The 25,429-nt window shown below is 75.5% G+C and carries 23 protein-coding genes and 2 pseudogenes; 14 read left to right on the top strand and 11 right to left on the bottom strand.

What is annotated here, in order from left to right; genetic code table 11:
• Positions 1–8: 8 nt before the first annotated feature.
• Both OVA14_RS08165 and OVA14_RS08170 read right to left on the bottom strand, forming a co-directional pair.
• A pseudogene (locus OVA14_RS08165) lies at positions 9–152 on the bottom strand (hypothetical protein); the annotation flags it as partial.
• A complete protein-coding gene (locus OVA14_RS08170) occupies positions 149–391 on the bottom strand; it encodes a hypothetical protein (RefSeq protein ID WP_267503426.1) in 243 nt (80 codons plus the stop codon). The gene OVA14_RS08170 and the pseudogene OVA14_RS08165, both read right to left, overlap by 4 nt.
• A 175-nt stretch (positions 392–566) precedes the next feature.
• Between OVA14_RS08170 and OVA14_RS08175 the strand changes: the two genes are divergently transcribed.
• The 6 genes and pseudogenes from OVA14_RS08175 (at position 567) to OVA14_RS08200 (ending at position 6,057) form a co-directional block, all read left to right on the top strand.
• Positions 567–1,571, top strand: coding sequence for a 3-oxoacyl-ACP synthase III family protein (locus tag OVA14_RS08175; protein ID WP_267503427.1), 1,005 nt, complete (start codon positions 567–569; stop codon positions 1,569–1,571).
• Complete coding sequence (locus tag OVA14_RS08180; RefSeq protein WP_267503428.1) at positions 1,568–2,341, top strand: glycosyltransferase; 774 nt, start codon at positions 1,568–1,570, stop codon at positions 2,339–2,341. The genes OVA14_RS08175 and OVA14_RS08180 overlap by 4 nt, the downstream gene beginning before the upstream one ends.
• A gap of 68 nt (positions 2,342–2,409) precedes the next feature.
• A complete protein-coding gene (locus OVA14_RS08185; RefSeq protein WP_267503429.1) occupies positions 2,410–3,528 on the top strand; it encodes a cytochrome P450 in 1,119 nt (372 codons plus the stop codon).
• Positions 3,529–3,621: 93 nt separating this feature from the next.
• Positions 3,622–3,813 (top strand): annotated as a pseudogene (locus OVA14_RS08190) (AMP-binding protein); the annotation flags it as partial.
• A gap of 226 nt (positions 3,814–4,039) precedes the next feature.
• Positions 4,040–5,146, top strand: coding sequence for an AMP-binding protein (locus OVA14_RS08195; protein ID WP_267503430.1), 1,107 nt, complete (start codon positions 4,040–4,042; stop codon positions 5,144–5,146).
• On the top strand, positions 5,146–6,057 hold the full coding sequence (locus OVA14_RS08200; protein WP_267503431.1) for an NAD-dependent epimerase/dehydratase family protein: 912 nt from the start codon (positions 5,146–5,148) through the stop codon (positions 6,055–6,057). The genes OVA14_RS08195 and OVA14_RS08200 overlap by 1 nt, the downstream gene beginning before the upstream one ends.
• Before the next feature lie 113 nt (positions 6,058–6,170).
• Here the strand turns inward: OVA14_RS08200 and OVA14_RS08205 are convergent, their stop codons facing one another.
• Complete coding sequence (locus tag OVA14_RS08205; RefSeq protein ID WP_267503432.1) at positions 6,171–7,409, bottom strand: cytochrome P450; 1,239 nt, start codon at positions 7,407–7,409, stop codon at positions 6,171–6,173.
• 5 nt (positions 7,410–7,414) lie between these two features.
• Positions 7,415–8,257 carry a sugar phosphate isomerase/epimerase family protein gene (locus OVA14_RS08210; RefSeq protein WP_267503433.1) on the bottom strand — a complete coding sequence of 281 codons (843 nt, stop codon included), beginning with the start codon at positions 8,255–8,257 and terminating at the stop codon, positions 7,415–7,417.
• A 138-nt stretch (positions 8,258–8,395) separates the two neighbouring features.
• Between OVA14_RS08210 and ilvD the strand changes: the two genes are divergently transcribed.
• From ilvD to OVA14_RS08235, 5 genes are all read left to right on the top strand, one after another.
• Positions 8,396–10,093 (top strand): dihydroxy-acid dehydratase, encoded by a 1,698-nt coding sequence (gene ilvD, locus OVA14_RS08215; protein WP_267503434.1) that lies wholly within the window; start codon positions 8,396–8,398, stop codon positions 10,091–10,093.
• The gene (locus OVA14_RS08220; protein WP_420710571.1) at positions 9,993–11,909 is read left to right on the top strand and encodes an acetolactate synthase large subunit; all 1,917 of its coding nucleotides are present in this window, start codon (positions 9,993–9,995) and stop codon (positions 11,907–11,909) included. The genes ilvD and OVA14_RS08220 overlap by 101 nt, the downstream gene beginning before the upstream one ends.
• Positions 11,909–12,418, top strand: a complete 510-nt coding sequence (gene ilvN, locus OVA14_RS08225; protein WP_267503436.1) for an acetolactate synthase small subunit — start codon at positions 11,909–11,911, stop codon at positions 12,416–12,418. Before OVA14_RS08220 ends, ilvN begins: the two co-directional genes overlap by 1 nt.
• 34 nt (positions 12,419–12,452) lie before the next feature.
• Positions 12,453–13,478, top strand: a complete 1,026-nt coding sequence (gene ilvC, locus OVA14_RS08230) for a ketol-acid reductoisomerase (RefSeq protein WP_267503437.1) — start codon at positions 12,453–12,455, stop codon at positions 13,476–13,478.
• Positions 13,479–13,750: 272 nt separating this feature from the next.
• Complete coding sequence (locus OVA14_RS08235; RefSeq protein WP_267503438.1) at positions 13,751–14,740, top strand: DUF2332 domain-containing protein; 990 nt, start codon at positions 13,751–13,753, stop codon at positions 14,738–14,740.
• A 12-nt stretch (positions 14,741–14,752) separates the two neighbouring features.
• Here the strand turns inward: OVA14_RS08235 and OVA14_RS08240 are convergent, their stop codons facing one another.
• From OVA14_RS08240 to OVA14_RS08250, 3 genes are read right to left on the bottom strand one after another with little or no spacing between them, the layout of a single operon-like run.
• Positions 14,753–15,784 carry an ABC transporter ATP-binding protein gene (locus OVA14_RS08240; RefSeq protein WP_267503439.1) on the bottom strand — a complete coding sequence of 344 codons (1,032 nt, stop codon included), beginning with the start codon at positions 15,782–15,784 and terminating at the stop codon, positions 14,753–14,755.
• On the bottom strand, positions 15,781–17,349 hold the full coding sequence (locus tag OVA14_RS08245) for an ABC transporter permease (RefSeq protein WP_267503440.1): 1,569 nt from the start codon (positions 17,347–17,349) through the stop codon (positions 15,781–15,783). The genes OVA14_RS08240 and OVA14_RS08245 overlap by 4 nt, the downstream gene beginning before the upstream one ends.
• Positions 17,350–18,384: an extracellular solute-binding protein gene (locus tag OVA14_RS08250; RefSeq protein WP_267503441.1), complete on the bottom strand. Its 1,035-nt coding sequence runs from the start codon at positions 18,382–18,384 to the stop codon at positions 17,350–17,352.
• Positions 18,385–18,490: 106 nt separating this feature from the next.
• Between OVA14_RS08250 and OVA14_RS08255 the strand changes: the two genes are divergently transcribed.
• Complete coding sequence (locus OVA14_RS08255) at positions 18,491–18,883, top strand: hypothetical protein (protein ID WP_267503442.1); 393 nt, start codon at positions 18,491–18,493, stop codon at positions 18,881–18,883.
• 642 nt (positions 18,884–19,525) lie between these two features.
• Here OVA14_RS08255 and OVA14_RS08260 read toward each other — a convergent pair.
• Positions 19,526–19,921 (bottom strand): DoxX family membrane protein, encoded by a 396-nt coding sequence (locus tag OVA14_RS08260; RefSeq protein WP_267503443.1) that lies wholly within the window; start codon positions 19,919–19,921, stop codon positions 19,526–19,528.
• A 46-nt stretch (positions 19,922–19,967) separates the two neighbouring features.
• Positions 19,968–20,429 carry a YbjQ family protein gene (locus OVA14_RS08265; RefSeq protein WP_267503444.1) on the bottom strand — a complete coding sequence of 154 codons (462 nt, stop codon included), beginning with the start codon at positions 20,427–20,429 and terminating at the stop codon, positions 19,968–19,970.
• Positions 20,430–20,603: 174 nt separating this feature from the next.
• On the opposite strand from OVA14_RS08265, the gene serA reads away from it, so the two are divergent.
• Both serA and OVA14_RS08275 read left to right on the top strand, forming a co-directional pair.
• On the top strand, positions 20,604–22,196 hold the full coding sequence (gene serA / locus OVA14_RS08270) for a phosphoglycerate dehydrogenase (RefSeq protein ID WP_267503445.1): 1,593 nt from the start codon (positions 20,604–20,606) through the stop codon (positions 22,194–22,196).
• Positions 22,197–22,717: 521 nt separating this feature from the next.
• Positions 22,718–23,536 carry an alpha/beta fold hydrolase gene (locus tag OVA14_RS08275; protein ID WP_267503446.1) on the top strand — a complete coding sequence of 273 codons (819 nt, stop codon included), beginning with the start codon at positions 22,718–22,720 and terminating at the stop codon, positions 23,534–23,536.
• A 46-nt stretch (positions 23,537–23,582) separates the two neighbouring features.
• Here OVA14_RS08275 and OVA14_RS08280 read toward each other — a convergent pair whose 3' ends face one another.
• Positions 23,583–24,746, bottom strand: a complete 1,164-nt coding sequence (locus OVA14_RS08280) for a sensor histidine kinase (RefSeq protein ID WP_267503447.1) — start codon at positions 24,744–24,746, stop codon at positions 23,583–23,585.
• An 87-nt stretch (positions 24,747–24,833) separates the two neighbouring features.
• Complete coding sequence (locus tag OVA14_RS08285; RefSeq protein ID WP_267503448.1) at positions 24,834–25,373, bottom strand: TetR/AcrR family transcriptional regulator; 540 nt, start codon at positions 25,371–25,373, stop codon at positions 24,834–24,836.
• Between the last annotated feature and the right edge of the window lie 56 nt (positions 25,374–25,429).

Here is a 25,429-nt window from a genome sequence, read left to right on the forward strand (position 1 = left end):
GGGGCGTCGTCGCCCACCATCGCCACGAGCGCGGCGGGTGCGCCGAGCCGGGAGAGCCCGACCGCGACGTTGAGCGCCGCGCCGCCGACGATCGAGGCGCCGTCGACCTCGTCGACGAGGGCGTCCCCGACGACGAGGACGCGCCCGCTCATGCGCGCCGGCGCGAGCGCCTGCCCTTGGCGGTGCGCTCGAGCTCGCGCTCGAGCTCCTCCTGCCGGATCGCCTCCTCGCGCTGCTTCACGGCGCCGAGCGCCAGCAGCACGCCGATGCCCCAGCTCGCCCAGAGGAGGCCCAGCCGCCAGTCCTTCGGGCCCTCCTTCGTGGCCTTCCGGACGGTCAGGACGCTCATCAGGGCACTGATCACGCCCGCGTTGAACAGGTACTTGCGCATGTCGTCTCCTCCTGGGCGACCAGCCAACCACGTCAGGCTGGGTGCGAGGAGGCGGGGCGGGGCCGCGGCCGCCGGAGAGCGCGTCCGCGGACGTGGACCGGACCGCCTCGCCGCCGCCTCGCAGGCGCGGTGTCGCGCCCGCGCCTCGCAGCCTGCGCGGGCTACAGTCGCGCTCATGCCCCGCACCTCCGCCATCGCCGCCGTGGGCGTGCACCTCCCGGAGCGCGTGCGCACCACCGACGAGACGGAGGCGCGCCTCCGGCGCGAGAACCCGCGCGCGGGGCTCCCCGTGGGCCTCATCCGCCGCATGACGGGCGTCGAGCGCGTGCACGAGCGCGAGCCCGGCGAGCAGGCCTCCGACCTCGCGGCGCACGCGGCGCGGCGCGCGCTCGCGGCGTCGCCGGAGCCCGTCGACCTGCTCGTCTTCGCGAGCGCGAGCCAGGACCTCATCGAGCCCGCCACCTCGCACATCGTCGCCGACAGCCTCGGCCTCGACGTGCCGGTCTTCGACGTGAAGAACGCGTGCAACTCGGTGCTCAACGCCGTGCAGGTGGCGCACGGGCTCATCGCGAGCGGGCAGGCGCGGCGCGTGCTCGTCGCGAGCGGCGAGACCCCCACGAGCGCCGTGCGCTGGCAGGTGGCCGACCGGCACCAGTTCGTGCGCTCCTTCCCCGGCTACACGATGAGCGACGCGGGCGCGGCGCTCGTGCTGGAGGCGACGGAGGACGACGGACGCGGCGTGGTCGACCTCGCGTTCTCGGCGGCGTCGCACCACTGGCGCATCGGCACGCTGCCCACGGGCGGCTCGATGCGGCCGCGCGACCTCGACGCCACCTACTTCGACATCGACGGCCGCGCGCTGCAGCGGGCGTTCCTCGCCCTCGGCCCCGACCTCGTGACGGGCCTCCTGGACCGCGCGGGCCTCACGATGGAGGACCTCGACCTCGTGCTCATGCACCAGGTGGCGCAGCCGCACCTCGCGCCGATCGCCGAGCGCCTCGGCGTCGCCGAGGGGCGCATCCACGAGACGGTCGTGCGGCACGGCAACCTCGCCTCCGCCACCCTGCCCGTGCAGCTGCACCAGGCGCAGGAGGCGGGGCTCGTGGGGCCCGGCAGCACCGTGCTGCTCGTGGGGCTCGCGGGCGGCATCTCGCTCGGCGCCGCGGTGGTGGTGCTGTGAGCCGCCTCGCGGTCGTCGTGCCCGTCTACCAGGAGGCCGCGGGCATCCGGCCGACGCTCGAGCACCTCGCGGCGCAGCACGACGACGACGTCGACGTCTGGTTCGTCGACAACGGCTCGACCGACGGCTCGCACGCCATCGTCGAGTCCTTCGCCGCCGCGCGCGGGCTCGCCCGCTGGCGCGTGGTCCACGAGGCGCAGAAGGGCACGGGCGCCGCGGCGGACACCGGGATGCGCGCGGCCATCGCCGCGGGCGCGACGATGCTCGCTCGCACCGACGCCGACTGCCTCCCGCGCCGGGACTGGACCGCGCGGCTGCGGCACGCGATGACCCCGCGCGAGGCCGGCGGCCTCGGCATCGACCTCGTGGCGGGCCTGCTCGTGCCGCGCCACGACGAGGGGCTCGGGCCCGTCCGCCGCGCCGCGCTCACCGCTGCCGTGCGGGTCGCCGACGGCTTCGGGGTCGTCCGTCCCGCCAACTACGGCGACGGCATGCACGGCCTGTACGTCATGGCGGCGGGCTGCAACGTGGGGATCACGGCCGCGATGTACGAGCGCGCCGGCGGCTTCCCGCGCACCGCGATCGAGGACCTCCACGAGGACCGCGCACTCGTGAACGCCGTGCGCCGGATCCCGGGGAGCCGCTGCGTGCGCCGCGACGACGTCGTCGTGCGCGGCTCCTCGCGGCGCGTGCGGGCGTGGGGGCTCAAGAACACGCTGCTCTGGTACAAGGACCACGCCTACCGGCCCGAGCACGTGGACATCCGGTGACGGCGAGCGCGACGGCCGACGACCGCCGTCGTCGGCTCGCGCGCGCGATGCGTCGCGACGAGCGGCTGATGCATGCCGCCCACCCCGTGGCATACCCGCTGCTGCAGGCGATCCCCGGCCCCGTGCGCCGCGTGCCGGGGCTCGGGGTCGTCGTGAAGGACGCCGCGCTCGCCCGCGCGCTGCTGCTCGACGGCGAGGGCTTCTCGAAGACCGGCCCCGGCGCCTCGAGCGACCTGTGGACCCCGGTGCTGGGCCCCAGCGTGCTCGTCAACATGCACGGCGAGGACCACCGCGCGCTGCGGCGCCGGCTCGCCCCGATCTTCGCGCCCGGCTTCGTCGACCCGCTCGTGGCGCGCACGCTCGGCGAGGGCGCGCGCGCCCTCGAGGCGCGGCTGCTCGCCGGGGAGCGCGTCGACCTCGCGGCGCACGTGCGCCGCGCGGCGAGCGCCGCGATCGCGCTGCTCGTGGGGCTCGACGAGGGCGCCGTCGACGAGCGGCTCTTCCGCCGCGTGACGGCGATCACCGGGATGGTGCGGCTCGCCCGCCCGCGCTTCACCCCGGGGCAGGTGCGCCGGGCCCGCGCGGTGCTCGACGAGCTCGCGGTGCACGCCGCGGCCGCGCACCGCGGCGACGAGTCGACGGTGCCGGGGCGGATGCGGGCGCTCGGCCTCGACGAGCGGGAGTCGCTCGGCGCGGTCGGCGCCTTCGTGCTCACGGGCACCGAGACGATCGTCGCGGCGCTGCCGCGCATCGCGGCGCTGCTCATCGACAGCGGCACGCTCGCCGAGGCGCTCGACGAGGAGGGCGCGGAGCGCGCGATCGCGGAGGGCATGCGCTGGACGACGCCGACGCCCGTGATGCTGCGCTCGGTCGTGGCGCCGCGCTCGATCGGCGACGTCGCGGTCGCTCCGGGCGATCGCGTCGTCGTCGCGACCTACGCCGCCGATCGTGCGACGGGCGGCTTCGACCCGGCCGAGCGCCGTGCGGCGGGCCTCAAGCAGCTGTGGTTCGGGGCGGGCGAGCACTTCTGCATCGGCGCGCCGCTCGCGATGGCGCAGCTGCGCCTCGGGCTCGGCGCGCTGCGCGGCGTCGAGCGCGCGGGCGCGCGCGTGCGCATCGTGCAGCGGCGCCCCGCGCGCGGCCGCCTGCTGCCCGCCTGGGGCTCGCTCGTGCTGGAGGCCCGATGACCCACATGCTCGCGGCCGTGCTCGCCGCCGCCCGCGCGCACGGCGACGCACCGGCGCTCACCGCGGGCCGCGCGACGCTCTCGTACGCCCAGCCTGCTCGATCGCGTCGAGCGCACCGCCGCGGGCCTCGCCGCCGCGGGGCTGCGGCCCGGCGACCGCGTCGCGTTCTCGGTGCGCCCCGGTGCCGACGCCGTCGTGCTGGCGCTCGCGACCTGCAGGGCCGGCGGCCAGATCGCCTTCGTCGACCTGGGTGCAGGCCCCGAGCTGCTCGCCTCGCGCCTCGCGCTCGCGGCACCCGCCTGGACCGCGGCCGAGGCCGTGCTGCACCTCGTCTCCTCGCCCGGGCTGCGTCCGCTCGCGCGCCGCCGCGGCATCGACCTGCCCGCCTACCGCGAGCCTGCTGCCGGGGGCGCGGCACCTCGTCGCCGGCCCGCGCCTGCCCGGCGCGCCCCGCGGGGCGCTGCGGCTCGGCCGGCTCGCGCGCACGCCGCTGCCCGCGTCGCCGCTGCCGATGCCCGACCCGCGCGCCGACGCCCTGCTCATCTTCACCTCCGGCACCACGGGCACCCCGAAGGCCGTCGTCCACACGCTCGCCTCCCTCGGCGCGGGCCTCGCCGACATCCGCGCGGGGCTCGGCCTCGAGCCCGGGATGCGCGTGCTCACCGACCAGCTGATGATCGGCATCCCCGCGCTCATCGCGGGCGCGCACTGGACGCTGCCGCCCATGGGCGCCGACCCGCTCGCGGCGCCCGAGCGGTTCCTGCCGCTGCTGGAGGGCGCCGACGCCGCCTTCTTCGCGCCCGCCGCGCTCGACGGCATCCTGCGCCTGCTCGACGAGCGCGGGGCCGGCCCCGGCGCGCTCCGCCTCATCGCGATGGGCGGCGCGCCCGTGCTGCCGCCGCTCATCGAGCGCGCGCTCGCGCGCTTCCCCCGGGCCCGCATCCGCTGCGTCTACGGCATGAGCGAGATCCTGCCCGTCGCGATCGCCGACGGCGCCGAGAAGCTGACGACGACGGGGGAGGGCGACGTCGTGGGCCGCATCGCCTCGAGCGTCGACGCCCGCATCGACGAGGGCGAGCTCGTGCTCGCGGGCCCCGGGCTCGCGCGCGCCTACCTGCACGAGCTGCCGGCGGAGCTCGCCGAGGTGCGCACGGGCGACCTGGCGCGCATCGACGGCGACCGGCTGACGCTCCTCGGCCGCAAGAAGGACATGCTGCTGCGCGGCACGCAGAACGTCTACGTGGGCCTCTATGAACCCGTCATCGCCTCGCTCGCCGGCGTCGAGGACGCCCTCATGGTGGGGGTGCCCGACGCGATCGGCGACGACCGGATCGTCGTGGCCGTCGTGCCGGCGGGCGCCGCCGCGAGCGGCGCGCCCGCGACGCCGGATCCGACCCATCCGCTCGCGCGGCGCGTCGCGGCGGCGCTCCCGGGACTCATCGACCACGGCGCCCTGCCGGACCTCGTGGTGGCGGTCGACGCGCTGCCGCGCCGAGGGCGGCTGCGGAAGCCGGATCGCGCCGCGCTCGTCGCGCTCGTCGCGCCGCTGCTCGACGCCGGCGCTCCGACGCCCGGCGGCCGGGCGTCGGGCGTCGCCGACGCGGGGCCGGCCGGCTGATGCGGGTGCTCGTCACGGGCGCGAGCGGCTTCGTCGGCGGCGCGGTCGCGACGGCGCTCGCGGCGCGCGGCGACGACGTCGTCGGGCTCGGCAGGCGCGCGGGCGGCTGGGCGCACGAGGGCGGCCGCTACGAGCGCCGCGACCTCGCCGCGCCGCTCGACGACCTGGGCGCCTTCGACGCGGTCGTGCACGCCGCGGCGCTCGCGGACGACTGGGCGCCGCTCGCCGAGGCGATGCGCGTCAATCGCGACGGCGCAGCCGCCGTCGCCCGCGCGCTCCCCGCCGCCCGCTTCGTGCACGTCTCGACCGCGAGCGTCTACGACGCCTCGGTGCCGACGGTCGCGGGGCGCGAGGACGCGCCGCCGCCCACCCGATTCCTCAGCGCCTACAGCGCCTCGAAGGCGGCCGCCGAGCGCGCGCTCTCGGGCCGGGCGCACGCGATCCTCCGGCCGCACGCCGTCTACGGGCCCGGCGACACGACGCTCCTGCCGCGCGTGCTCGACGCGCGTCGCGGCCCCCTGCTGCCGCTCCCGGGCGGCGGCAGGGCGCTCCACACGCTCACGCACGTGCGCACGCTCGTCGCCGCGTGCCTCGCTGCCGCCGACGCGTCGGAGCCGCTGGGGATCGTGAACGTCGGCGACGCCCCCGCGGTGCCGCTCGCGGCGGTCATCGAGGGCGTCCTCGCGGCGCGCGGCGAGCGCGCCCGCATCGTCCCAGTCCCGGTGGATGCGGCGATGGCGCTCGCCGCCGCCGCCGAGCGCCGGGCTCGACGCATCGGCGGCCGGCCGCGCCTCACCCGCTACGCCGTGAGCCAGGTGGGCATGGAGCGCACCCTCGACCTCACCCGCATGCGCGAGCGCCTGGGCCTCGTCCCGCGCCCCGTCGACCTCGCGGGCGCCCGAGGCTGGTGATCGGGACCCCTCCGCGCATCCGCGATCCCCGCGGGCGGGTCCCGGATGCACGTGGGGTCCCGGATCGACCGAGGGAACCGCAGCGGGCCTCCGCCGCGGACGCTCCGCGGCGCTCAGGGCGCCTTCCGCACCACGAGCGAGGCGTAGGCCGGGATGAGCACGCGCCTGCCGGGCACGCGTCGCACGACCTCGATGGGCCGGCCGTCGCCGAGCAGCACGTCGAGCATCGCCCCGAGCTCCGCGCGGGCGAGGGGCGCACCGAGGCACAGGTGGCGGCCCGCGCCGAACCACAGCTGGCGGTGGTGGGGAGAGTAGGGACGGTCGACGCGGAAGGGCCCCGCGGCGTTGTTGGCGGTCCAGGTGAGCACGAGCACGCGCTCGCCGGCCCGCAGCGTGCGGCCGTCGAGCTCGAGGTCGGCGGAGATCGCGCGGCCGATGAGCGGCGCGGGGGAGGCCACGCGCAGGGTCTCGCGCACGGCGCCCTCGCGCAGGCCCGGCTCGGCGAGCAGCCGGTGCTGCTCTCCGGTGTCGATGAGCAGCGCGGCCATCCGCCCCATGGCGGAGGCGGCCGTCTCGGTGCCGGCGACCATGAGGAGCGTCGCGAGGCCGCGCGTCTGCTGCAGGCTGAGCCCCATCTCGCGGCAGCGGCCCAGCACCGTGTCGGCGGGCGCCGAGCGGTACCCCTCGGGCACGCCCGCGGTGAGGCGCTCGACGATCTCGCGCGCCCGCGCGATCGCCGCGGGCGAGAGGTGGGTGTCGGCGGTGGAGCCGAGCGCCGTGGCCGCGAGCTCCTCGCCCACGTGGAAGACCTGGCGGCAGCCCTCGTCGTCGGTCTCCGGCATGCCGAGCAGCTCGACGACCATGCGGCCGACGAGGGTGCGGGCCAGCTCGGCGACGTCGAGCTCCTCGCCCGCCTCGAGCCGCTCGCGGGCGCGGTCGAGCAGTCCGCCCCAGGCCTCGGCGACGAGCCGCTCGCTCGAGGCGTCGGTGAAGAGCCCCTTCGACCGCGTGCGCAGGTCGAGGTGACCGGGCCCGTCGAAGAGCTCGAGCACCCAGTCGCCGAGCACCTGCGCCCACAGGTGGCCGACGCCGCCCTCCTCGAGCAGCGTCGTGCGACCGGCGTCCTGCAGGATGCGGCGGGCCGCGACGGGGTCGGCGGTGATCCAGCCGAGCCCCGGCACCTTGAGGAGCGGCCGCGCGCGCTGGCCCAACCACAGCAGCACCGGCAGCGCAGGGCGGGCGGCGGCGAGCAGCCGGCGCTCGTGCGCCTCGGCGCTCGATCCCAGCGCGTCGCCGAGGAGCCGGATGCGACGCTCCCGCGGCGCGGGTCGGCGCTCGGCGGCGACGGGCATGGCGGCTAGGCCTGCGGCTCGGGCGTCGAGCCGACCGCCTCAGGGGCCTCGTCGTCGTGCAGCTGCCCCAGGTGCTCCCGCGCGAAGTGCAGCGCCTCCCGCAGCAGCCGCAGCCGGTCGCGCTCGGAGCGCGCCTGCCGCGTCTTGATCTCGGCGACGACCTGGCCGTCCCAGCCCTTCGCCGCGAGCATCTGCAGCACCTCGGCGACGGGCTCGTTGCCGTGCCCCGGCAGCAGGTGCTCGTCGAAGACCTTGCCCTCCTCCGCGGCGACGCCGTCGGTGAGGTGCAGGTGCCGGAGGCGGTCGCCGAGGTCGAGCGCGAGCTCCATCGAGTCGCGCTTCGCGAGCGCGCAGTGCGAGAAGTCGAGCGTCGCGTGCGGCACGTCCATCTCGCTCGGGTCGATGCCCGGCAGGTAGGCCTGGCGGTCGACGCCGCCGGCCGACCACGGGAACATGTTCTCGACCGCCACCTCGACGCCGTGCTTCGCCTCGGTCTCGCGCACCGCGCGCTCGAAGGTGCGGGCGTAGCGGCCCTGCCAGCGGAACGGCGGGTGCACCACCACGGTGGGCGCGCCGACCGCGACGGCGAGCTCGGCCGAGCGGTCGAGCTTCACGAAGGGATCGCGGCCCCACACGAAGGTCGTCAGCAGCACGACGGGGGCGTGGATCGCCATGATCGGCTGCTCGTAGCGCGCCGAGAGCTCGAGCAGGCGCTCGGGGCTGCGCGTGCGCGCGTCGGTCGTCACCATCACCTCGACGCCGTCGTAGCCGGCCTCGTGCGACAGGCGGAAGCCGTCCTCCACGCTCTTGGGGAAGACGGAGATCGTGCTCAGCCCGACCTGGATCATGCCCTCGACCGTAGCCCCTCCCGGTGGACGCGAGGTGGCCGCGGGGCGGCATCCATGCGAATCGCACGGGCGGGGCACAGCCCGCCGCGCCCGGCGGCCGCCCCGATCAGACATGCGCCGTCGGCGTAGGATCGCCGCATGCCTGAGATCGACATCAAGCCGCGCTCGCGCGCCGTCACGGACGGCGTCGAGGCCACCACGAGCCGAGGCATGCTCCGCGCCGTCGGGATGGGCGACGGCGACTGGGAGAAGCCGCAGATCGGCATCGCCTCCTCGTGGAACGAGATCACGCCCTGCAACCTCTCGCTCGACCGCCTCGCGCGCGCCTCGAAGGAGGGCGTCCACTCGGGCGGCGGCTACCCGCTGCAGTTCGGCACGGTCTCGGTCTCCGACGGCATCTCGATGGGCCACGAGGGCATGCACTTCTCGCTCGTGAGCCGCGAGGTCATCGCCGACTCCGTCGAGGTCGTCGTGAGCGCCGAGCGCCTCGACGGCACCGTGCTGCTCGCGGGCTGCGACAAGTCGCTGCCGGGCATGCTCATGGCCGCGGCCCGCCTCGACCTCGCGAGCGTGTTCGTCTACGCCGGCTCGATCGCCCCCGGCTTCGCGAAGCTCACCGACGGCACGATCCCGCAGTCGATGACGATCATCGACTCCTTCGAGGCCGTCGGCGCCTACAAGGCGGGCAAGATCTCGGCCGAGGACCTCCACCGCATCGAGTGCGGCTTCGCCCCGGGCGAGGGCGCGTGCGGCGGCATGTACACCGCGAACACCATGGCGTGCGTCGCTGAGGCGCTCGGCATGAGCCTGCCCGGCTCCTCCACGCCGCTCTCGGCCGACCGCCGCCGCGACCACTACGCGCGGAGGTCCGGCGAGGCGGTCGTCGAGCTGCTGCGCAAGGGCATCACCGCGCGCGACATCCTCACGAAGGAGGCGTTCGAGAACGCCATCACGGTCGCGATGGTGCTCGGCGGCTCGACGAACGCCGTGCTGCACCTGCTCGCGATCGCGCACGAGGCCGAGGTCGACCTCACGCTCGACGACTTCCGCCGCGTGGGGGAGCGCTCGCCGCACCTGGCCGACGTCAAGCCCTTCGGCGCCTACGTCGCGCAGGACTTCGACCGCGTCGGCGGCATGCCCGTCGTCATGCAGGCCCTCCTCGACGCCGGCCTCCTGCACGGCGACGTGCTGACGGTCACGGGACGCACGCTGCGCGAGAACCTCGAGGCCATCCGCCCCGAGCCGATCGACGGCACCGTCGTGCGCGAGCTCTCGAACCCCATCCACGCCACCGGCGGCCTGACGATCCTCTCCGGCTCGCTCGCGCCCGAGGGCGCGGTCGTGAAGACGGCTGGCTTCGACGCCGAGGTCTTCGAGGGGCCCGCCCGGGTCTTCGACCGCGAGCGCGCCGCGATGGACGCCCTCACGAACGGCGAGATCAGCGCGGGCGACGTCGTGGTCATCCGCTACGAGGGCCCGAAGGGCGGTCCCGGGATGCGCGAGATGCTCGCGATCACCGCCGCCATCAAGGGCGCTGGCCTCGGCAAGGATGTACTACTCTTGACCGACGGACGATTCTCGGGCGGCACAACCGGCCTGTGCATCGGCCACATCGCCCCTGAGGCGGTCGACTCCGGTCCGATCGCCTTCGTGCGCGACGGAGACCGCATCAAGGTCGACATCGCCGCTCGCTCGCTTGACCTGATCGTCGACGAGGCAGAGCTCGCCTCCCGGCGTGAGGGCTGGGAGCCGCTGCCGCCGCGCTACACGCGCGGAGTCCTCGCCAAGTACGCGCGCCTCGTGCGCTCGGCCGCCCACGGGGCGGTCACGGGCTGACGCCCGCGCGTCGACGCTCAGGAGAGCCATGACCATCACACCCAGGCCTGCCCCGCCCCGCAGCGCCGAGCCGCCCGTGCTCACGGGCTCCGGCGCGGTCCTGAAGTCGCTCGAGCTCCTCGGCGTCGAGGACGTCTTCGGCCTCCCCGGCGGCGCGATCATCCCCTTCTACGACGAGCTCATGCAGCAGTCGGCGATCCGGCACATCCTCGTGCGCCACGAGCAGGGCGCCGGCCACGCGGCCGAGGGCTACGCGGCGGCCACGGGCCGCGTCGGCGTCTGCATCGCCACCTCCGGCCCCGGCGCGACGAACCTCGTCACCGCGATCGCCGACGCCTACATGGACTCCGTGCCGCTCGTGGCGATCACCGGCCAGGTCTTCAGCCACCTCATGGGCACCGACGCGTTCCAGGAGGCCGACATCACGGGCATCACGATGCCCATCACGAAGCACTCCTTCCAGGTCACGCGCGCCGCCGACGTGCCCGCTGCGCTGCAGGCCGCCTTCCACGTCGCCTCGAGCGGCCGGCCCGGCCCCGTGCTCGTCGACATCACGAAGGACGCGCAGCAGCAGTCGGCGCCCTTCGTGTGGCCCGACCGCATCGACCTGCCCGGCTACCGCCCCGTCACGAAGGCGCACGGCAAGCAGATCACCGCGGCCGCGCAGCTGCTCGCGGCCTCGCGGCGCCCGCTCCTCTACGTGGGCGGCGGCGTGATCCGCGCGAAGGCCTCGGCGGAGCTCCGCGAGTTCGCGGAGGCCACGGGGGCGCCCGTCGTCACGACGCTCATGGCGCGCGGCGCCTTCCCCGACTCGCACGCCCAGCACCTCGGCATGCCCGGCATGCACGGCTCGGTGCCCGCGGTGCTCGCCTTCCAGGAGTGCGACCTCATCATCGCCCTCGGCTCCCGCTTCGACGACCGCGTCACCGGCAAGGTCGCGGAGTTCGCGCCCGGCGCGAAGGTCGTGCACGTCGACATCGACCCGGCCGAGATCTCGAAGATCCGCACGGCCGACGTGCCCATCGTGGGCGACGTGCGCGACGTGCTCGCCGACCTCTCGATCGCGTTCCAGGAGCTCGCCGCGAGCGAGCGCCCCGACCTCACCGACTGGTGGGAGCGCCTGCACGGCCTGCAGGAGCGGTTCCCGCTCGGCTACTCGGAGCCCTCCGACGGCAAGCTCGCGCCGCAGCACGTGATCTCGCGCATCGGCGCGCTCACGGGCCCCGAGGGCGTCTACGCCGCGGGCGTCGGCCAGCACCAGATGTGGGCGGCGCAGTTCATCCAGTACGAGCGCCCGAACGCCTGGCTCAACTCCGGCGGCGCCGGCACGATGGGCTATGCCGTGCCCGCCGCGATGGGCGCCAAGGTCGCCGAGCCCGAGCGCCACGTGTGGGCGATCGACGGCGACGGCTGCTTCCAGATGACGAACCAGGAGCTCGCCACGTGCGCGCTCAACGACATCCCGATCAAGGTCGCGGTCATCAACAACTCGTCGCTCGGCATGGTGCGGCAGTGGCAGAGCCTCTTCTACGAGGGCCGGCACTCGTTCACCGACCTCGAGACCGGCGACGACGCGCGCATGATCCCCGACTTCGTGAAGCTGGGCGAGGCCTACGGCTGCCTCGCGATCCGCGTGACGAAGCCCGAGGAGATCGACCCCGCGATCGAGCTCGCGCTGCGCACGAACGACCGACCCGTCGTCATCGACTTCATCGTGTCGAAGGACGCGATGGTCTGGCCGATGGTGCCGCAGGGCGTCTCGAACTCCTTCGTGCAGTACGCGAAGGATCACAGCCCGGTGTGGGAGGAGGAGTGATGAGCACGCACGTCCTGTCGCTCCTCGTCGAGGACAAGCCGGGTCTGCTGACCCGCGTCGCCGGCCTCTTCGCCCGCCGCGGCTTCAACATCGAGTCGCTCGCCGTGGGCAAGACGGAGGTGCCGGGCCTGTCGCGCATCACCGTCGTCGTCGACGTCGAGGACCTGCCGCTCGAGCAGGTCACGAAGCAGCTGAACAAGCTCGTCAACGTCGTGAAGATCGTCGAGCTCGAGCCCGCCGCCTCGGTGCAGCGCGAGCACATGCTCATCAAGGTGAAGGTCGACAACGCGACCCGCTCGCAGATCCTCGAGGCGGCGACGCTCTTCCGCGCCCGCGTCGTCGACGTCACGACCGACGCGCTCGTCGTCGAGGTGACGGGCGACTCCGCCAAGTGCCAGGCGCTGCTGAAGCTGCTCGAGCCCTACGGCATCAAGGAGATCGCGCAGTCGGGCCTGCTGGCCATCGGACGCGGCGGCAAGTCCATCAGCGAGCGCGTGCTCAAGGCATAGCGCCGCACCACAGACCACCACGGAGGGAACCGCAATGACTGAGGTCATCTACGACGACGGTGCCGACCTCGGCATCGTCCAGGGCAAGAAGGTCGCCATCATCGGCTACGGCTCGCAGGGCCACGCGCACGCGCTCAACCTGCGCGACTCGGGCGTCGAGGTGCGCGTCGGCCTCCAGCCGGCGTCGAAGTCGCGCGCGAAGGCGACGGAGGCCGGCTTCGAGGTGGGCACGCCCGCCGAGGTCTCGGCCTGGGCCGACGTCATCGTCATCCTCGCGCCCGACCAGCACCAGCGCCACATCTACAAGGACGAGGTCGCGCCGGCGCTCGCCGAGGGCAAGACGCTGCTCTTCAGCCACGGCTTCAACATCCGCTTCGGCTACATCGAGGCGCCCGAGGGCGTCGACGTCGTGCTCGTCGCGCCGAAGGGCCCGGGCCACACCGTGCGCCGCGAGTTCGAGGCCGGTCGCGGCGTGCCCGTGATCGTCGCGGTCGAGAAGGACGCCACCGGCAAGGCCTGGGACACCGCCTGGTCGTACGCGAAGGCGATCGGCGGCCTCCGTGCCGGCGGCATCACCACGACCTTCACCGAGGAGACCGAGACGGACCTCTTCGGCGAGCAGGCCGTGCTCTGCGGCGGCACCTCGCAGCTCGTGCAGTACGGCTTCGAGACGCTCATCGAGGCCGGCTACCAGCCCGAGATCGCCTACTTCGAGGTGCTCCACGAGCTGAAGCTCATCGTCGACCTCATGTGGGAGGGCGGCATCGCCAAGCAGCGCTGGTCGATCTCCGACACGGCCGAGTACGGCGACTACGTCTCGGGCCCCCGCGTCATCAGCCCCGACGTCAAGACGAACATGCAGGCCGTGCTCGCCGACATCCAGTCGGGCGCGTTCGCGAAGCGCTTCATCGAGGACCAGGACGCCGGCGCGCCCGAGTTCCAGGAGCTCCGCGCGAAGCAGGCCGGGCACCCGATCGAGGCGACGGGCAAGCAGCTGCGGTCGCTGTTCGCCTGGGAGCAGCCGGACGCCGACTACACGGACGGCTCGGCCGCCCGCTGACCGTCGTCCGGGACGGACGACGGCGCTGGCGTCGCGAGGGGGCCCGAAAGGGCCCCTCCTCCATCTCCAGCGCGCCTGGGAGCAGCCGGACGCCGACTCCACGGACGGCCCGGCCGCCCGCTGACCGTCGCATCGAGGAGGGGACCCCCGACGGGGTCCCCTCCTTCGTCGTGCGGGCCTCGTGACGCGAGCGGCTGCGCCGCGCGCTCCTCGACCGGCGGAGGCGCCGTCACGCGACCCGTCCCGCGCCCGCCCGTGCCAGGGTGGATCGCATGGAGAGCGTCACCGAGGACCGCCGCGTCGCCGAGGCCTACCGCCGCTGGGCGGCGGACGAGGCGGGCGAGCGATCGCCCCGCTACGCCGACTGGGCGCTCGGCGTCGCCGACGACCCCGCCCTCCCGAGCCTCCTGGCCGAGCTCGAGCCGATCAAGCGCCAGCCCAACCTGCTCTTCGCCGCCGCCCGCTTCGAGGGCGTGCCCGTGGCGCCGTGGGTCGAGGTGCGCGACATGCTCGTGGGCGCCTGGCCCGCGATCCGCTCCTGCATGCTCGCCCGCATGACGCAGACGAACGAGGCGCGGCGCATGGCCACGCTGCTGCCCGCGATCGCCCACCTGGAGGGCCCGATCGCCCTCGTCGAGGTCGGCGCGGCCGCGGGGCTGTGCCTCTACCCCGACCGCTGGCGCTTCCGCTTCGGGCCGGGCCGCACCCTGGGCGACGCGTCGCTGCCGCTGCTCGAGACCGAGGCCTCGCCATCGACGCCGATCCCGCGGGCGGCGCCGCAGGTGGCGTGGCGCGGCGGCATCGACCTGCAGCCGCTCGATCCCGCCGAGCCGGACACCAAGGCGTGGCTCGAGGCCCTCGTCTGGCCGGATGCGACGGGCGCCGTCGACGGCGCGCGCGTCGACCGGGTGCGCACGGGCATCGCGATCGCCCGGCGCGAGCCCGCCGACATCCGGCGCGGCGACCTCACGACCGACGCGCGCGCCCTCGTCGAGCGCGCCGCCGCGCACGCCCCGAACGTCGTCGTGTGGCACTCGGCCGTGCTCGCCTACGTGCCCGCCTTCGAGCGCGCCGCGTTCGCCGACCTCATGGGCGAGCTCGACGTCACCTGGGTGGCGAACGAGGGCGCGGCCCTCGAGATCGGCCCGCCCGCGCCCTGGGCGGAGCCCGGGATGTTCGTGCTGCGGCGCGGCGCGGAGCCGATCGCCGTCACCGATCCGCACGGCGCCTCGATCGCCTGGCTCGACGACATCGCGCTCTGAGCGTCGCCCCGGTCAGGCCGGGACCGCGTGGGGCGTGCCGTGCACGCGGATCGGGATGCGAGCGCCGCGCTCGATGCCGACGGCCGAGGGCATGCGGACCAGCACGTCGCCGACGATGCCATGGGCCTCCGCCAGCAGCAGTCGGTCGTGCCCCGAGTACTCCAGGTCGCGCACCCGCAGCGGGACACCCGCCGCGTAGGGCTTCAGCTGCTCGGGCCGGACCACGAGCAGCGCTCGCGCATCCGGGATCGCGCCCTCGGCGATCGGCACGCGCCCGAGCGGCGTGGCCCAGGCGTCGCCGTCGCGCACCGCGGGCACGAGCGTCGACTCGCCGAGGAAGCGCGCGAGCCACGCCGAGCGCGGTCGGGCGAAGAGCGCCTCCGCCGATCCGGTCTGCTCGACCGCGCCGTCGCGGAGGACCGTCACGCGGTCGGCGAGCGCGAACGCCTCCTCCTGGTCGTGCGTGACGAGGAGCGCGGTCGCATCCGCGTCGCGCAGGATCCGCCCGACCTCGCGCCGGAGCGCGACGCGCAGCCCCGCGTCGAGCGCCGAGAACGGCTCGTCGAGCAGCACGATCCGCGGCGACGGCGCGAGCGCGCGAGCCAGGGCGACGCGCTGCGCCTGCCCGCCCGAGAGCTCGGCGACCGAGCGGTCGCCGTAGCCCTCGAGCTCGACGAGCTCGAGCAGCTCGTCGACGCGTCGGCCGCGGGCCTCCCCGTGGCGCCGGGGGAGCCCGAAGGCGATGTTCTGCGCGACGCTGAGGTGCGGGAAGAGCGAGGCGTCCTGCGGCACCCAGCCGACGCCCCGACGCTCGGGCGGCACCGTGCGGCCGGCGGTCGAGACCGGCTCGCCGTCGACCTCGATCGTCCCGGCGCGCAGGGGCAGGATGCCGGCGATGGCGAGGAGCAGCGTCGACTTGCCGGACCCCGAGACGCCGAGCACGGCGTCCACGCCTCCGGCGGGCACCTCGAGGTCGACCGAGTGCACGACCGGGTCGCTGCCCGGGTGCGCGACCGTCGCGCCGCTGATCCGCAGCTCGCTCATGCTCCGCTCCGCTCCGCCTCGTGCTCGACGCGGTCCCGAGCGCCGGAGACCGCGAGCACCAGCATCGCAGGCACCGCCGCGCACGCGACGAGCACGAGCGCGAACGGCGCCGCCGCCGCGTACTCCGAGACGTCGGTGCGCGCCCACAGCGACGTCGCGAGGGTGTCGACGCCCGTCGGCCGCAGCAGCAGCGTCGCCGGCAGCTCCTTGAGCGCAGCGACGGCCGCGAGCAGCGCCGCGACCGAGACGCCCGGCAGGGCGAGGCGCCAGGTCGTCGCGAGCGCCGCTGCGCCGGGGCCGCGGCCGAGCGTGCGGGCCAGGTGCTCGAAGCGCTCGGGCACGCGCGCGATCGACGCGCGCACGGCGCCGACGGCGCGCGGTGCGCCGAGCACCGCGTAGGCCGCGATCAGCGCGAAGGCGCTCTGGTAGGCCCACGGGACGAGCGCGAGCGTGAGGAAGACGAACGAGAGCCCGACGACGATGCCGGGCATGCCGTGCGCGAGCGTCGCGGCGGCTTCGAGCCCGCGCGCGAGGCGCGTGGGCCGGCGGGCCGCGCCGACCGCGATCGGGGCGGCGAGGAGCAGCGCGAGCACGGCCGCCGCCGCCGCGAGCGCGAGCGAGGTCCCGGTTGCCTCGAGCAGCCTCGACGCGTCGAGCGCGCGCACCGATGCCGCGTCCGCGGCCCGCGCCAGCAGCACGGCGACGGGCACCAGGATCGCGCCGATCGGCGTGACGAGCACCAGGAGGAGCGCGGGTGCGGTCCACGCGCCCGCCGCGACGCGCACGGCCCGCGCCCCGCGCGAGCGGAGCGGCGGCGCCGCGCGTCGCACGGCCTGCTCGAGCGCGAGCAGGGCGGCTGCGGCGCCGACGAGCACGAGGCCGAGCAGCGCGGCGTACGAGCGGTCGAAGCCCGCGCCCATCGCGCGCGCGATGCCCGTGGACAGGGTCTCGACCCGCATGAGCGAGACGACGCCGAAGTCGCCGAGGGCGTAGAGGCCGCAGAGCAGGGCGCCCGCGGTCGCCGCGGGCCGGACGAGGGGCCACGTGGTCTGCAGGAAGGCGCTCGCCGGACCGCGCCCCAGCGAGCGCGCCGCGATCTCGAGCCCCGGCGGCGCCGATCGGAGGGCCGCGTGCACGGGGAGGGTGACGTAGGGGGCGCACACGAGCGTCAGCTGCAGCCACGCGGCCCAGAAGCCGTGCATCGACGGGACGGCGCCCAGCCAGCCGAACGCGGCGATGTAGGACGGCATCGCGAGCGGCAGGGCGGCCGCCACGAGCAGCGCGCGCCCGGCCGGCAGCCGCAGCCGGGCGAGCGCCACCGCCTGGCCCACCCCGAGCGCCCCCGCGGCGAGCGCGACGGCGAGCGCGAGCGCGAGGCTCGTGCCGAGCAGCTCAGCGGTGCGGGGCCGGAGCACGAGCGCGAGCGAGGCCGACGGATCCGACTGCGAGGCGCGCACGACGAGGTAGAGCACGGGGGCGGCGAGCACGGCGACCGCCGCCGCGCTCGCCGCGGTGCGGCCGATCCCCGCGGGGGTCGGCCGCACCGCGGCGCGCGTGCGGAGCACCTAGAGGAGGCCGTGCTCGGCGAGCATCGCCTGGGTCTCGGCCAGCGACGAGAGGTCCGCGAGGTCGAAGCCCTCGATCGCGAGGTCGTCGATGGCGGGCAGGCCCTCCGGAGCCTCCGCGTCGCCCGCGAGGGGGTACTCGAAGGTCTCGGTCACGAAGTACTCCTGCGCCTCGTCCGAGAGGAGGAAGCGCACGAAGGCGAGCGCGTCCTCGTCGCCCTCGGCGCCCGCCAGCAGGCCGGCGCCGGTGACGTTGACGATGCCGCCCGGGTCGCCCGGCAGGTACTGCAGCTGGGCGCGCATCGCGTCCGCGCCGACCTCGTTGGCGTCCTCGAACCAGTAGTAGTGGTTGATGAGGCCGAAGTCCGCCTCGCCCGAGGAGACGAGGTCGAGCGTCGCGCCGTTGCTCTCGGTGAGGATCGGGTCGTTGGCCGCGATGGCCGCGACCCACGCGTCGGCCGCCTCCTCGCCCTCGAGCACGCGCATCGCGGTGACGAAGGACTGGAAGGAGGCGTTGCCCGGGGCGAACGCGACCCGGCCGCGGTAGGCCTCGTCGGTGAGCGCGGCGACCTCGGTGGGCACGGCGTCGGCGGCGACGTCCTCGCTGTCGTAGGCGATGACGCGCGCGCGGCCGGTGACGCCCACCCAGCTGCCGTCGGTGGAGGTGAGGTCGGAGGGCACCGAGCTCGTCACGTCCTCCGGCAGCGTCGCGAGCATCCCGGCCTCGGCGACGGCGCCGAGCGAGCCGGCGTCCTGCGACCAGAAGACGTCGGCGGGGGAGCGCTCGCCCTCCTCGAGCAGCAGCGCCTCGAGCTCGGTCGAGGAGGCGTAGCGGACCTCGACGTCGATGCCGGACTCCTCCTCGAATCGCTCGACGAGCGGGCCGACGAGGTCCTCGCTCCGGCCGGCGTAGAGCGTGAAGGCGCCGTCGGAGCCTGCCTCGGATGCGGCCGGCTCGCCGGACGGCGCGGCGGTGCAGCCTGCGGCGGCGAGGGCGGTGAGGGCGAGCAGGGCGGCTGCTGCGGGGGTGCGCATGGGTCTCCTGAGGGTCGTGCGGGCGCTCCGGGACGTCGGAGCCGTAGGTAAGGCTAGCCTAACCTGAACGTGATGCGACGCCGCGTCGACGGGTAGGCTCGATCGGGTGAGCCGCGACGACGACGCCCTCCGCTGGGAGGGGGACGACGACCTCGATCGCGCGTCCCCGGAGGATGCGCCCGAGGTCGCTCCCGCCGCGGTCGTCGCGCCCGTGACGCCGCGCGAGCGGGGCTCGCAGCCGCTTCGCTGGCTCGTGCTCGCGCTCGCCGTCGCCGCGACCGCGGGCTGGATCGTCATCGTCGTGGCCAACCCGGTGCAGCAGCCGAGCCTCATCGGCCTCGCGATGTACCAGCTCGGCGAGCTGCTGGCCGCCATCGGGCCCGTGCTGTGGTGGCTCGTGGTCGACCGCCTCGTCGCCGCACGTCGTCGCGCGCCCTGGTGGCTCGCCGGCATCGTCGTCACGGCCCCCTGGCCGCTCGTCGCGGGGATGCTCGCATGAGCGCCGAGGAGCGGGAGGAGCCCGCCGTGGAGCGCGACGGGACCGAGCCGCAGCCGGGCGCCGAGCCGGACGCGGCCGCCACGACCGACGCGGCGGCCGAGGGTCGGGCCGAGCGCCCCGGCGACGCCTGGATCGTCGGGTTCCTCTTCGCGCTCGCGTTCGTCTACGACACCGTCGAGGCCGTCACGAACCTGCAGCAGCTGCCGCTGCTCTACATCGGCGCCGACATCGGGGCCGCGATCCCGTGGTGGCTGCTGGTCGCCGGCGTCGCGCTGCCGGGGCTGCTGCTGGGGACGGCCCTCGTGCTCGGCCGCGGCCGCCGCATCGTCGCGAAGGCCGGCATCCTGCTGCTCGCGCTCGCGGTGAGCGCGCAGACGAGCCTGCTGGCCGAGCAGGCTCGCGCGCCAGATCGCCGTCGCCGCGCTCGGCGGCTGAGCGGCGCCGTCCGCGCGTCCCCGAGCGGTCGCTGCCGCCGCCCGCGCGCACCGAGCGGCCGCTGCCGCCGCCTGCGTGCACCGAGCGGTCGCTGCCGCCGCTCGCGCGCACCGAGCGGTCACGGATGGTCCTCCCGCGGCGGTTCGAGCGGCCGCGCGCGACCGCTCGGCGCCGGGCAGGGCAGGCCGGGTCAGAGCGGGGCGGGGCTCAGATCACCGAGACGAGCACGAGCGCGCCGAGCACCACCTGGCCGATGGCGCGCGGCACGATCGGCACGGCGGCGGCGCCGAAGCGCCGCGGGTCGCGCGCGGCCTCGGCGTTCGCGGGGAAGACCGCGACGAGCAGCGCGATGATGCCGATCGCGGCGGCGAAGCGCACCTCCCACCAGGGCGCGAGCAGCCCGAGGCCGCCGAGGATCTCGGCGACGCCGGAGATCGTCACGAGCGGCAGCGCTCGCCGGCGCTCGGGGCCGGCGATGCCGGCGGGGATCATCGCGGCCATCGTGCGCCGCACGCGGGGCACGAAGTGGGAGGCGCCCATCGCGACGAAGGCGACGGCGAGGAGGATGCGCAGCACGAGCTGCGCGATCGAGAAGGCGTCCATCGCCTCCATCCTCCCACCCGCCGCGGCGGGTGCGGCATCGGCCCGATCAGCGCGGCGGCATGCCGAACGGATCGGGGGCGCCGCCCTCGACCGGCGGCACGCCCGCGGGCGGTGCGAAGCCGCCCGCGGGCGGACGCTGCTGCCGCGCGAGGTCCGCCGACTGGGGCGTCGCGCCCGGCTCGCCCGCGGGGATCGCCTCGACGACCACGGCGGTGCCGTAGGCGCAGATCTCGGTCCACTGCGTGGCGATCTCGCTCGCGTCGAAGCGCATCGCGAGGATCGCGTTCGCGCCGCGCCGCTGCGCCTCGTCGACCATCCGGCCCATCACCTGCATGCGGGCCTCGTAGAGCATCTGCGTGAACTCGGGGATCTCGCCGCCGCCGATCGCGCGCCAGCCCGCCACCCAGTTCGTCGCCGCGTCGCGGCTGCGCACCGTGAGCCCCATCACCTCGCCCTGGACGGCGAGGACGCGGAAGCCGGGGATCTCGTTGGAGGTGACGATCAGCACGGGTGCATCCTCGCCGCGCCCGCCGCGCGCCGGCTGGGAGCGTCGCCGCGCCCGCCGCGCGCGCATGACGCCGCGCGTCTCCCGCCGCGTCACGGCACGCCCGGCTCGCTAGGCTGGACGACGGCACGACGACGTGCTGCGCCCGCATCCGCCGCCCCACGCGAGGAGTCCTGCATGTCCAAGCCCGTCGTCCTGATCGCCGAGGAGCTCTCGGCCGCCACCGTCGACGCCCTCGGCCCCGACTTCGAGGTCCGGCACGTCGACGGCACCGACCGCCCGGCGCTCTTCGCGGCGCTCGCCGATGCGAACGCCATCCTCGTGCGCAGCGCCACGAAGGTCGACGCGGAGGCCCTCGGCCACGCCCCGAAGCTGCAGGTCATCGCTCGCGCGGGCGTCGGGCTCGACAACGTCGAGATCCCCGCCGCGACGGCCGCGGGCGTCATGGTCGTGAACGCGCCCACCTCGAACATCGTCTCGGCCGCCGAGCTCGCGATCGCGCACCTCCTGGGCCTCGCCCGCCACATCCCGGCCGCCGACGCCTCGCTGAAGCGCGGCGAGTGGAAGCGCTCCGCGTACACGGGCGTCGAGCTGTACGAGAAGACCGTCGGTATCGTCGGCCTCGGCCGCATCGGCGTGCTCGTCGCCGAGCGCCTCGCGGCGTTCGGCACGAGGCTCATCGCCTTCGACCCCTTCGTGAGCCCCGCGCGCGCCGCCCAGCTGGGCGTCGAGCTGCGCAGCCTCGACGAGCTCATGGCCGAGGCCGACTTCATCACGATCCACATCCCGCGCACGCCCGAGACGGTCGGTCTCATCGGCGAGGCGCAGTTCGCGCTCGCGAAGCCGTCGCTGCGCATCGTCAACGCCTCGCGCGGCGGCATCATCGACGAGGCCGCGCTCGCGACGGCGCTGCGTGAGGGGCGGATTGCGGGCGCCGGCATCGACGTCTTCGTCTCGGAGCCGCCGAAGGACGACGCGCTCACCTCGGCCCCGAACATCCAGGTCACGCCGCACCTCGGCGCCTCGACCGACGAGGCGCAGGAGAAGGCGGGCATCGCCGTCGCGCGCTCGGTGCGACTGGCGCTCTCGGGCGACCTCGTGCCGGATGCGGTGAACGTCGCGGGCGGCGTCATCGACGAGTACGTGCGCCCCGGCATCCCGCTCGCCGAGAAGCTCGGGCAGTTCCTCGCCGGCCTCGCCGCGGGACCGGTGGAGTCCGTCGACGTGCACGTGCACGGCGAGCTCGCGGGCTACGACGTGAAGGTGCTGCGCCTCGCGGCGCTCAAGGGCTTCTTCTCGACGATCGTCTCCGAGCAGGTCACGTTCGTGAACGCGCCCGTCATCGCGGAGTCGCGCGGCGTCTCGTCCGCGCTCTCGGCCGACGAGCGCTCCGACGAGTACCGCAACGTCGTCGAGGTCGTCGCGGCGACGAGCGACGGCCGCCGAGTGTCGGTCGCGGGCACGCTCACGGGCCCGAAGCAGGTCGAGAAGATCGTCGCGGTCAACGGGCAGTCGGTCGAGGTGCCGATGGCCGAGCACTTCGTCGTCATGGAGTACGAGGACCGGCCCGGCATCGTCGCGCTGTACGGCGGCGCGTTCGGCGAGGCCTCCATCAACATCGCGGGTATGCAGATCGCGCGCACCGAGGCCGGCGGCACGGCGCTCTCGATCATCACGATCGACCAGGCGGCGCCCGAGGCGCTCGTCGAGCAGCTCGGCGCCTCGATCGCCGCGACGGCCATCCGGCAGATCGAGATCCGCCCGCTCTGACGTCAGCGCGCTCGCGACGGCGCCGCCCCTCCGGGGGTCGGCGCCGTCGGCGTCTGCGCGCTCCGGGAGCGGTCCTCGGCGCCGTCGGCGCTGCGCCGCTGCGCCTGCTGCCCCGTGCCGCCGCGTCGGCCTGCCCATGCCGCCGCGCGTTGCGGCTCGTGCCGCGGTGCCCGCCTGCTGGTGCCGCGGTGCCCGCCTGCTGGTGCCGCGGTGCCCGCCTGCCCCATGCCGCAGCGTTCCCGTGCTCCTGCGTCCCGCGTCCCGAGCACCCGTCGTGAGTGGCGGCTTCTGGCGATGAGTGGCGTCGAACGGTCGACTCTGGCGCTGAAATTCAGCCGTTCGCCGCCACTCGGGGCCGAACGCCGCCACTCGGGGCCGTTCGCCGCCACGCACGAGCGGTCGGGGCAGGTCAGGGACGGCGCCGGGTCCTGGGGCGGCGGATCCCGAAGCGCAGGGCGGAGGCGGCGGCGGAGCGGAAGCAGTCCTGGGAGCGAGTGGGCGGGCAGGGCTAGCGTCGGGGCATGGACGCAGCATCGCCGCAGGACGCCGCATCGCCGCAGGGCGCAGCTTCGCCGCAGGGCACCGCACCGCCGACCGGATCGGCGCCGCAGGGGGCGGAGCGGACGCAGCCCGACCGCGCGGAGGGCGCCGGCACCGGGCGCATCGTGCTCGTGCCCGGCTTCTGGCTGGGCGCCTGGGCCTGGGACGAGGTCGCCGGCATCCTGCGCGAGCAGGGCCGCGAGGTCGTCGCACTCACCCTCCCGGGCCTCGAGCCCGACCATCCGGCCCGCGGCGAGGTGACGCTCGAGGACCACGCGGCCGCGATCCTCGATGCGATGGGCGACGGCCCGGCCGTGCTCGTCGCGCACTCGGGCGCCGCCGCGCCCGCGACGATCGCGCTCGATCGCCGGCCGGAGGCCGTGCGCCACGCGGTGTGGGTCGACACCTGCCCGGTCGTCGACGGCCACGCGATGGATCCCGGCCTCGAGGGCGACGGCCTCCCGCTCGAGGCCGCGTGGGAGGAGGAGCTCGAGGGCGGCTCGATGCGCGACCTCACCGACGAGCAGCTGGCCGAGTTCCGCGAGCGCGCCGTCACGGAGCCAGCGGGCGCGGTGCGCGACCCCGCCGCGCTGCGCGACGAGCGCCGCCTCGACGTGCCGCAGACCCTCGTCGCCACCGCGTTCTCGGGCGAGGAGTACCGCGCCTACGCCGAGCAGGGCGCCGGCTTCCTGCGCGGCCTCGACGAGCAGCGGGCGCTCGCGGTCGTCGACCTGCCCACGGGCCACTGGCCGATGTGGTCGAAGCCCGCCGAGCTCGCCGCCATCATCGCGGCGCGCTAGCCCGGAGCAGCGCCGACCGGGCTGCACCCCGGCCGGACGGCCGGCCTCACTCCGGCAGCAGGAACCAGACGCTCGCCCCGCCGAGCGGGGACTCGTCGATGCCGATGCGCCCGCCGAGCGCGTCGACGATCCGCCGGCAGGTCGAGAGTCCGATGCCGAGCCCGTCCTCGTCGCGGCCGTCGCCGCGCGCGAGCAGGCCGAAGACGCGTTCGCGCTCGGCCTCCGGCACGCCCGGGCCGTCGTCGTCGACGCGCACGCGCCAGCCGCCCTCGAGCTCGTCGCAGCGCACGGCGACGCGCGGCGCGCGGCCCCCGGCCGACGAGAACTTCACGGCGTTCGCGAGCAGGTTCTGGAGCAGCGCCCGCAGCAGCGTCTCGTCGCCGAGCACCACGGGCAGCGGATCGACCTCCAGCGTCGCGCGAGAGGCCGTCAGCGGCGCCGAGAGATCGTCGACGACCGCCGCGGCGACCTCCGCCAGGTCGACGGGCCGGCGGGCGTGCCCGCCGCCGATCCGCGCGTAGTCGAGGAGGTCCTCCACGAGCGCCGACATCCGCGCCGTCGCTGCCTCGGCGCGCGCGAGCGCCCGCGCGGCGTTCGGGGCGTCGACGAGCTCGGGGGAGTCCGCCGCCAGCTCGAGGAAGCCTGCGAGCGCCGTCAGCGGGTTGCGGAGGTCGTGGCTCACCTGCCCGGCGAACTGCGAGAGCGACTCGTTCGAGCGGCCCAGCTCGCGCGTCATGCGACGCAGCTCAAGCACGTCGACGGCCTGGTGGGCCAGGAGCGCCAGCCCGCGGCTGTCGGCGTCGCTGAGCTCGCCGACCTCCTCGTCGAAGACGCAGAGGGTGCCGATGGGGATGCCGTCGGGCGTCACGAGCGGGCTCGAGGCGTAGAAGCGCACGCTCGCGATCTCGCCCGTGACGAAGGGGTTGTGGCGGAAGCGGTCGTCGTCGCGGGCGTCGCTGACGACCGTGTGGCCGTGCTCCCGGAAGACCTTCGCGCACATCGAGTCCTCGCGCGAGCAGATGTCGGGCGCGAAGCCGAAGGCGGCGATCTGGTGCTGGGCGCGGTCGTCGATGATGTTGATCACGGCGCGGGGCACCTGGCAGAGCGTGGCGGCGAGCTGCACGAGGCCCTCGAGGTCTGGCTCCGGCGCCCGGCCGACGACCTCGTACTCGGCGATCGCCTCGCGGCGGGTGATGTCCTCGATCGACACGGCAGGCCCCTCCGCGCGGCGCTCGGACCCGCCGCGCCGATCCAGCCTAACGACGCGCCGCGCGCGGCCCGCGCGGCGCCCGGCGCGTCACGCGCCGAGGCGCCGCGCGACGGCGATGAGGCGCTCGACCTCGGCCTCGGCGCGACCCGGCTCGAGCGCGCCGAGGGCCGAGCGCAGATAGACGCCGTCGGACATCAGCACGATCGCGTGGGCGATCTCCTCGTCGCCGAGCGCGGCGGAGAGCGCGGCGGCGTAGGCGTCGTCGACGGCCTGCATCGCGGCGCGGGCGGCCCCGCCGGAGGGCAGCTGCGCGAGGCGCACGATCGCGACGGTCGCGCGGTCGAAGCCGGATCCCTCCGCGACGGAAGTGCGCAGGAAGGTGCCGACGATGTCGTCGGCGCCGCGCAGCGCCTCGACGTCCTGCTCGGCGAGCACGCGGAAGCGCTCGATGAGGCCGGTCTCGAGCTCGGCCTTCGAGCCGAAGTGGTACAGCAGCCCGCCCTTGGAGACCCCGGCGCGCGCGGCGACCGCCTGCACGGTGGCGGCGCGCTCGCCCTCCTCGATGAGCAGCGCCTCGTAGGCGTCGAGCAGCTGCTCGCGGGCGTTGCCCGATCCGACCCTGGCCATGCGGCGAGCATAGCGTTGCCAGAAAACCGTCCAGACGGTACAGTTGGCGGGTCGGT

This window comes from Agrococcus sp. SL85, assembly GCF_026625845.1.
In the GTDB taxonomy this organism is placed as follows: domain Bacteria; phylum Actinomycetota; class Actinomycetes; order Actinomycetales; family Microbacteriaceae; genus Agrococcus.

Excerpts from the sequence above, each read along its gene's own strand:
- ilvC (WP_267503437.1), top strand. The coding sequence starts at position 12,453 with ATGACTGAGGTCATCTACGACGACGGTGCCGACCTCGGCATCGTCCAG.
- OVA14_RS08275 (WP_267503446.1), top strand. The coding sequence starts at position 22,718 with ATGGACGCAGCATCGCCGCAGGACGCCGCATCGCCGCAGGGCGCAGCT.
- OVA14_RS08205 (WP_267503432.1), bottom strand. The coding sequence starts at position 7,409 with ATGCCCGTCGCCGCCGAGCGCCGACCCGCGCCGCGGGAGCGTCGCATC.
- OVA14_RS08195 (WP_267503430.1), top strand. The coding sequence starts at position 4,040 with ATGCCCGACCCGCGCGCCGACGCCCTGCTCATCTTCACCTCCGGCACC.
- OVA14_RS08185 (WP_267503429.1), top strand. The coding sequence starts at position 2,410 with ATGCATGCCGCCCACCCCGTGGCATACCCGCTGCTGCAGGCGATCCCC.
- OVA14_RS08175 (WP_267503427.1), top strand. The coding sequence starts at position 567 with ATGCCCCGCACCTCCGCCATCGCCGCCGTGGGCGTGCACCTCCCGGAG.
- OVA14_RS08200 (WP_267503431.1), top strand. The coding sequence starts at position 5,146 with ATGCGGGTGCTCGTCACGGGCGCGAGCGGCTTCGTCGGCGGCGCGGTC.
- OVA14_RS08170 (WP_267503426.1), bottom strand. The coding sequence starts at position 391 with ATGCGCAAGTACCTGTTCAACGCGGGCGTGATCAGTGCCCTGATGAGC.
- OVA14_RS08260 (WP_267503443.1), bottom strand. The coding sequence starts at position 19,921 with ATGGACGCCTTCTCGATCGCGCAGCTCGTGCTGCGCATCCTCCTCGCC.
- OVA14_RS08235 (WP_267503438.1), top strand. The coding sequence starts at position 13,751 with ATGGAGAGCGTCACCGAGGACCGCCGCGTCGCCGAGGCCTACCGCCGC.
- ilvN (WP_267503436.1), top strand. The coding sequence starts at position 11,909 with ATGAGCACGCACGTCCTGTCGCTCCTCGTCGAGGACAAGCCGGGTCTG.
- OVA14_RS08285 (WP_267503448.1), bottom strand. The coding sequence starts at position 25,373 with ATGGCCAGGGTCGGATCGGGCAACGCCCGCGAGCAGCTGCTCGACGCC.
- OVA14_RS08250 (WP_267503441.1), bottom strand. The coding sequence starts at position 18,384 with ATGCGCACCCCCGCAGCAGCCGCCCTGCTCGCCCTCACCGCCCTCGCC.
- serA (WP_267503445.1), top strand. The coding sequence starts at position 20,604 with ATGTCCAAGCCCGTCGTCCTGATCGCCGAGGAGCTCTCGGCCGCCACC.
- OVA14_RS08210 (WP_267503433.1), bottom strand. The coding sequence starts at position 8,257 with ATGATCCAGGTCGGGCTGAGCACGATCTCCGTCTTCCCCAAGAGCGTG.
- ilvD (WP_267503434.1), top strand. The coding sequence starts at position 8,396 with ATGCCTGAGATCGACATCAAGCCGCGCTCGCGCGCCGTCACGGACGGC.
- OVA14_RS08240 (WP_267503439.1), bottom strand. The coding sequence starts at position 15,784 with ATGAGCGAGCTGCGGATCAGCGGCGCGACGGTCGCGCACCCGGGCAGC.